Annotated in this window: 2 protein-coding genes; both read left to right on the top strand. The window is 62.3% G+C overall.

Annotated features, from left to right (window positions below):
- Nucleotides 1-559 (top strand): phosphopantetheine-binding protein (locus tag ACFQUU_RS28865; protein WP_382252043.1); only part of this gene is annotated, 559 nt, incomplete at its 5' end.
- The coding region (locus ACFQUU_RS28860) for an amino acid adenylation domain-containing protein (RefSeq protein WP_382252042.1) at nucleotides 556-7,360 on the top strand (6,805 nt) is incomplete at its 3' end. The genes ACFQUU_RS28865 and ACFQUU_RS28860, both read left to right, overlap by 4 nt.

The raw sequence follows: 7,360 nt of genomic DNA, 5'->3' as shown, positions 1-7,360 counted from the left end.
GGTGAAGATACGCGGCTTGCGCATCGAGCTGGGGGAAATCGAAGCGTCACTGGCGCGCCATCCGGGGCTGCGCGAAGTGCTGGTGGTGCCGGACGCGGGCGGTACGGAAGCGCTGCTGGCCTACTACATTGCAGCGGACGGGGTGCAGGAGATTTCGGCGCAGGCGTTGCGCGCGCACCTGCTTGCCTTCCTGCCCGACTACATGGTGCCGGCCGCCTACATTCGGCTCGACGCGTTCCCGCTTACGGCCAACGGAAAGATCGATCGTGCCGCGCTGCCACGGCCGGATGCCGATGCGTACTCCATGCGCGCCTATCACGCGCCGGTTGGCGACGTCGAGCATGCCATCGCTGGAATCTGGGCAGATCTGCTCAAGCTGGACAAGGTCGGACGCAACGACCATTTCTTCGAACTTGGCGGACATTCCCTTCTGGCGCTGAGCATGATCGAACGGATGCAGCGCGAAGATCTTGAAGTCGATGTGCGCGTGCTATTCATGACCCCGACTGTGGCAGAGCTGGCGGCTGCGACAAAGAAAGTAAAGGAATTCGTACTATGAGCCTGACCGAGTTGCTGACCGAACTGAATGAAAAAGGGGTCACCCTGTCGCTGAAAGGCAGCGAACTGGTCGTGCGCGGTGAAGAAGGGGTGCTCGACGATCCGGCACTTCGGGCTGTCCTGCGCGCGAACAAAAGCGGCCTGATCGAGCATGTGCGGTCCGGTGCCTATGCCGGTTCTGGCCAGCCCACCGGCGGCGCAAGCCTGATTCCCGACGGTTGCCAACTGATTACGCCTGACATGGTGCCGCTGATAGCGCTCACCGCACAGGATATCGAACGCATTGTTAGCACAGTTCCGGGCGGCGTCTCGAACGTGCAGGATATTTATCCGCTCGCGCCGCTGCAGGAAGGCATCCTGTTTCATCATCTGATGACGGACGAAGGTGATCCGTATCTGCTTCACAACGCGTATGCATTCGACAGCCGCGAGCGGCTTGATGCTTTCGTGCGTGCAACGCAGGTCGTCGTCGATCGCCACGATATCCTTCGAACCGCGGTGTTGTGGGACGGTTTGCCGGAGCCGGTGCAAGTGGTATGGCGGAAGGCGACATTGGTGGTCGAAGAGTTCGACCCCGATCCGGCTTTGGGCGACGTGCTGAGCCAGTTGCAGTCCCGCTTCGATCCCGCGCACTTCCGCATCGATGTGCGTCAGGCGCCGCTGATGCGCTTTTGCATAGCCGAGGATCGCGCCCGAAGCCGTTGGATATTGTTGTTCCTGAACCATCACCTGGCCGGCGACCATACGACGCTGGAAGTCATGAAGGACGAGATCCGGGCACATCTGCTCGGCGAAGCGTCATCGCTGCCGCGGCCATTGCCTTTCCGCGATTTTGTTGCACATACGCGCATGGGCGTGAGCCGCGAGGAGCACGAGGCCTTCTTTCGCGACATGCTTGGCGACGTGGACGAAGCGACCATCCCGCTGGGGCTTTCCAATGTACAGGGGGATGGTTCTTATACCACCGAATGCTGGCATGAATTCGATGCCGAATTGGGCGAACGCCTGCGCCGGCAGGCGCGCCTGACTGGGGTCGGACCGGCCACTCTGTTTCACCTTGCGTGGGCGCTCGTGCTTGCCAAGCTGTCCGGGCGCGAGGATGTCGTGTTCGGCACCGTCCTGTTTGGACGCATGCAGGCAGCCGCTTACGCCGAACGCGCGGTCGGCATGTTCATCAACACGCTGCCGATCCGCTTACGTGTCGGCGAAGGCGGGGTGCTTGAAGGCGTGCGCGTCACCCACGATCTGCTGACCCGCCTGATGCGCCACGAGCACGCATCGCTTACGCTGGCTCAGCGTTGCAGCGGCGTGGAAGCGCCAAAGCCATTGTTTACCGCCTTCCTGAACTTCCGACACAGCCCGGGTAGGGAACAGGCTCGTGGTGCAGGACCCGATGTATGGGCCGGCGTAGAGATGCTGGGAGGAACCGACCGCACCAACTATCCGTTTAACCTAAACGTGGACGACCTAGGTACAGGCTTTTCGCTGCACGCCCAGGTTCAATCGCCGTTCGATCCGAAGCGCATCTGCCGTTACACAGAGACGGCGCTGGCGGCGCTGGTACAGGCTCTCGAGCGCACGCCGGCTGCGCCGCTGCATGGACTGGACATTCTTCCAGAGGACGAACGCCGGCAGCTTCTCGTCGAATGGAACGCTACATCGGCTGCACATCGCAGCGAGGTGTGCATCCACGCATTAATTGAAGAGCAGGCGCGGCGGAGGCCGGAGGCGATAGCGGTTGTGCATGACGACGCCACGCTTTCCTACGGCGAATTAAACCGCCGCGCAAACCAGTTGGCGCATCATCTGCGCGGCCTGGGCGTCCATCCCGATGCCCGCGTCGCCGTATGCGTGGAGCGCAGCCTGGACATGGTGATCGGCATGCTGGCCGTGCTCAAAGCGGGCGGCGCCTACGTTCCGCTCGATCCGGCCTACCCTGCAGAGCGCCTGGCGCTCATGATCGACGACTGTGCTCCCGCTGTCGTATTGACCGACGGCCTAGCGCCGCTGCGTACCTCGGCCGCGGTGGTGGACCTGCATACAAGCGCGGCACGCTGGGCGCGCCAGCCCGACACGGACCCGGAAGCCACGCTTGTCGGCACGACTTCGGCACACCTTGCTTATGTCATCTACACTTCAGGTTCCACCGGCTCACCGAAGGGCGTCATGGTTGAACACCACTCGCTGGCGAACCATATCGCGTGGCAGGTCGGAAGTTTCGGCTTTTCCGAAAACGACGCGGTACTGCAACGAACCTCGATTTCCTTCGATGCTTCCGTGTGGGAGTTGTGGACGCCATTGGCCATTGGCGCGCGCCTGGTGTTGCTGCCACCCACGCTGGACCGCGACGCGGCTGGCATTGTACGCACTATCGTCGACAGGCAAGTGACAGTCGCCCAGTTCGTGCCTAGCCTGCTGCGCCTGGTGATGCTGGAACACGAAGGAAGCGGTCCCTTGTGTAATTTCCTCTTCAGTGGCGGCGAGCCGCTGGACGCTGAATTGGCATCCCAAGCGCGCAGATGCGCGCGGCATGCCTTCGTCAATCTCTACGGTCCTACCGAAGCAACGGTGGACTCCATCACTTGGTGCGCTTCGGAAGGCAGCGTGCCGCAAGTGGTTCCTATCGGCCGTCCGATCGATAATGCGCGCATCTACATCCTGGACCGGCGCGGCTTGCCGGTGCCGATCGGCGCGGTGGGCGAAATACATATCGGGGGTGCCGGTGTTGCGCGCGGTTACTGGAATCGTCCTGCATTAACGGCGGAGCGCTTCGTTCCCGATCCTTTCAGTGCCGTGCCGGGGGCGCGGATGTACCGCAGCGGTGACCTGGGGCGCTACCTGCCGGATGGGAACATCGAGTTCAGGGGCCGTAACGACCAGCAGGTCAAGCTGCGCGGTTACCGTATCGAACCAGGAGAAATCGAAGCTGCGCTGCTCAGTCATCCGGATGTCACTCAGGCCGTCGTGGTCGCGCGCGAGGACCATCCGGGCGACAGGCGGCTGGTCGCCTACTACGTAACGCAGGAGGTAATTGATGCGGAAGCGCTGCGCTTACATCTTCAGCAATCGCTGCCGGACTACATGCTGCCTGCCGCCTGTGTTGCGATGCCGGCTCTGCCGCAAACGCCCAACGGCAAGTTCGATCGCAAGGCGCTGCAGGCGCCCGAATCCTATGCGATTGCGGTGCGCGGATACGAAGGTCCGCGCGATGATGTGGAGGCCGTGCTGGCGCAGGTGTGGGGCGAAGTGCTGCAGCTTGAACGGGTCGGGCGAGACGATCATTTCTTCGATCTGGGCGGACATTCCCTGCTTGCGGTGAAGGTTGCTTCGCGGCTGCGCCGCCGTATCGGTGTTGAAATCAGCGTGGTCAGCCTGTTCAACCACCCGGTATTAAAGAACTTTGCCGAGTTCGTGAAACAGGCCGCACGGAGCGAGCTGCCACCGGTCACACCGGCCAGCCGCGACGAGCCGCTGGCTTTGTCGTACGGGCAGTCGCGCCTCTGGTTCCTCGCGCAGATGGAAGGCATGAGCCAGGCTTATCACATGCCGTTCGCGCTGCTACTAGAAGGCAAGCTAGATGTGCAGGCGTTGCAGTGGGCGCTGGACCGTATCGTGGCGCGGCACGAAGCGTTGCGCACCCGCTTCGAGTTGCGCGGCGAGCTGCCAGTGCAAGCGGTTGACCCTGCCGATACCGGCTTCCGGTTGGGGCACGAAGATTTGCAGAACGACGTCGATCAGCAGCAGGCGCTGCAACGCCTGCTGGAAACGGAATCCGCAGCACCCTTCGACCTGGATGCCGGCCCCCTGGTGCGCGGCCGCCTGGTTCGGCTAGCAGCGGAACGGCACGTGCTGCTCGTGACCGTACACCACATTGTGTATGACGGTTGGTCGCTTGGCGTTTTCAAGCGTGAGCTGGGCGAGCTCTATCGCGCGTTTGTCGAAGGCGGTACGGATCCCTTGCCACCGTTGGCAATCCAGTATCCCGACTATGCCACCTGGCAGCGACGCTGGCTGAGCGGAGAGGCGCTGCAGGCACAAGCGGCGTACTGGCGAAACAAGCTGTCGGGCGCACCGGCCCTGTTGCAGTTGCCCACTGATCGTCCGCGTCCGGCACAGCAAGATCATGCGGGCGCCTCGGTCGGCTTTGAGCTCGACGACACGCTTTCGCAAGCGCTGTCTGCGTTGAGCCAGCGTCATGGGACGACCCTGTTCATGACCTTGCTTGCCGCATGGGCGGCCTTGCTCGGTCGTCTTTCTGGCCAGGCCGAAGTGATGGTCGGCACCCCCGTTGCAAATCGCATGCGCACCGAGGTCGAACCCTTGATCGGATTCTTCGTCAACACCGTGGCGTTACGCGTCGATTTGTCGGAGGCACCGACGGTCGACACTTTGTTGCGCTCGGTCAAGGAGCTTGCGCTCGAGGCGCAACAGCACCAGGACTTGCCGTTCGAACAAGTGGTTGAAATCGTTAACCCGCCGCGCAGCATGGCCCACAGCCCCTTGTTCCAGGTAATGTTCGTGTGGCAGAACAATGAAGACGACGTGCTTGAGCTGCCAGGCCTGACTTGCGCACCGATCGAAAGCGGACTGGAGCTGACAAAATTCGACCTGACGCTGAACCTCGGTGAAGCGGATGGACGTATTGCGGGCGTCATGGAATACGCAAGCGCATTGTTCGACCGCGCCACCGTGGAACGTCACCTTGCCTATTTCCGCCGTCTCCTGGAGGCATTTGTGCAAAGCGAGCAGCTGCAGGTGGCGCAACTGCCCATCCTGGACGCGCTCGAACGCGAGCGCCTGCTGTTTTCGTGGAATGCTACCCGGGTGGACTACGAGCTCAACCTGGGCATCCACCAGCTTTTTGAAAGACAGGTCGCGCATAACCCCGATGCAGTCGCGCTCAAGCATGAAAATGAGGCATTAAGTTACGGAGAACTCAACAGTCGGGCGAATCGCCTGGCGCGTCACCTGCGCAAGCTCGGCGTAAAGCGCGATGCGCGGGTTGTCGTCTGCATGGAACGCGGAGTTGCGATGGTGACCGGCATGCTGGGCATCCTGAAGGCCGGAGGAGCTTATCTGCCGCTCAATCCTGAATGGCCTGCGGAACGCATCGCCGCGCTGGTGCGGGATAGTGCTCCGCTGGCCACGCTGGTCGACCGCTCAACAGGGACGGACACGGTTCGGGTTCTGGAGGAATCGGGCATACCGCTGATTAGCGTGGAACCTGATTTCCCAGCCTGGCGCGAAGAGGCGGACGGCGATCTCGATCCGGTCGACGCGAACGCGCCGGGAAGCTGTGCTGCCTATGTGATCTACACCTCGGGCTCGACCGGCGAGCCAAAGGGTGTCATTAACGAACACGGTGCCGTAGTGAACCGCCTCACCTGGATGCAGCAGGCGAACCCCATCGGCGCCGGCGATACGGTCTTGCAGAAGACGCCGTTTACTTTTGACGTATCGGTCTGGGAATTCTTCTGGCCGCTGACTCAGGGGGCACGTCTCGTCATGGCACAGGCCGGAGGACACAAGGATCCAGCCTATCTTGCGCGTGTGGTGGCGCAGGAACAGGTCAGCGTCATGCATTTCGTGCCCTCCATGCTGCCCGCCTTTCTCGACCAGGCGGAAGCCTCTGGCTGCAGCAGCCTGAGACATGTGGTGTGCAGCGGGGAAACCTTGTCCGGTGCGCTGGCGCGACGATTCAAGGCGTTTTTGCCGCAAGTGCGATTGCACAACCTGTACGGTCCGACGGAAGCCGCGATCGAAGTGACGGCCTGGGAGTGTGCAGGCAATGCGCTGCCGGACAACATCCCGATCGGCCGCCCGGCCCCCAACAACCGTATCTATCTCCTGGATGCCTGCGGACAACCGGTGCCGCAAGGCGTCGCCGGCGAGATCCACATCGGAGGCATCCAGGTGGCGCGCGGCTACCTCAATCGGCCAGAACTCACAGCCTCCCGTTTCGTACCGGATCCTTTTGCGGATGCACCTGGTGGGCGCATGTACAAGACCGGCGACCTGGGGCGTTTTCTTCCCAACGGCGATATCGAATATCTCGGCCGGAACGATTTTCAGATCAAGATCCGCGGCGTGCGTATCGAACTCGGTGAAATTGAATCGCGGCTTGCATTGCATCCCGCGATTCGTGACGCGGTCGTGGTGGCGAGGCAGACGCCCCTGGGCGAGGCCAGGCTGCTCGCCTACTACACGGTCGTCGATCCGCAGCAACAGGTCGATCCATACGCACTTCATCTGCACCTGGCCGCGGCCTTGCCTGAACAGATGATCCCGACCGCCTTCATGGCGCTCGATGCCTTCCCGGTTTCAGCAAATGGCAAGCTGGACCGGCAGGCGTTGCCGGAACCCGACCGCGAGGCCCTGGCGGTGTGCGCATACGAGGCCCCGCATGAAGGGATCGAGACACGGTTGGCCGCGCTCTGGCAGGATTTGCTTCAGGTCGAAGCGGTCGGTCGTCATGACGACTTCTTCCGGCTCGGCGGCCACTCGCTTCTCGCCGTGCGCCTGATCGAGCGCATGCGGCCGCTGGATCTGCATGCGGATGTACGCATGCTGTTCACCTTCCCCACGCTGGCCGCGCTTGCCGAAGCGGCAGGGAAGGGAAGCGATGCGGTGGAAGTAAAAGAATATCGCCTTCCCGAAGATTGCAAAGCAATTTCACCCGCGATGCTGCCGCTGGTGACGTTGACGCAGGAGGAGATTGACCGGGTGGTTGGCGGGGTGCCGGGCGGGGTGGCCAACGTGCAGGACATTTATCCGCTGGCGCCGCTGCAGGAAGGCATCCTGT

The organism is Herbaspirillum sp. GCM10030257 (assembly GCF_042666555.1).
Taxonomy (GTDB): Bacteria; Pseudomonadota; Gammaproteobacteria; order Burkholderiales; family Burkholderiaceae_D; genus Noviherbaspirillum.
Note: the sequence above shows the minus strand (reverse complement) of the source record. Positions and strands in the feature narration are given on the sequence as shown.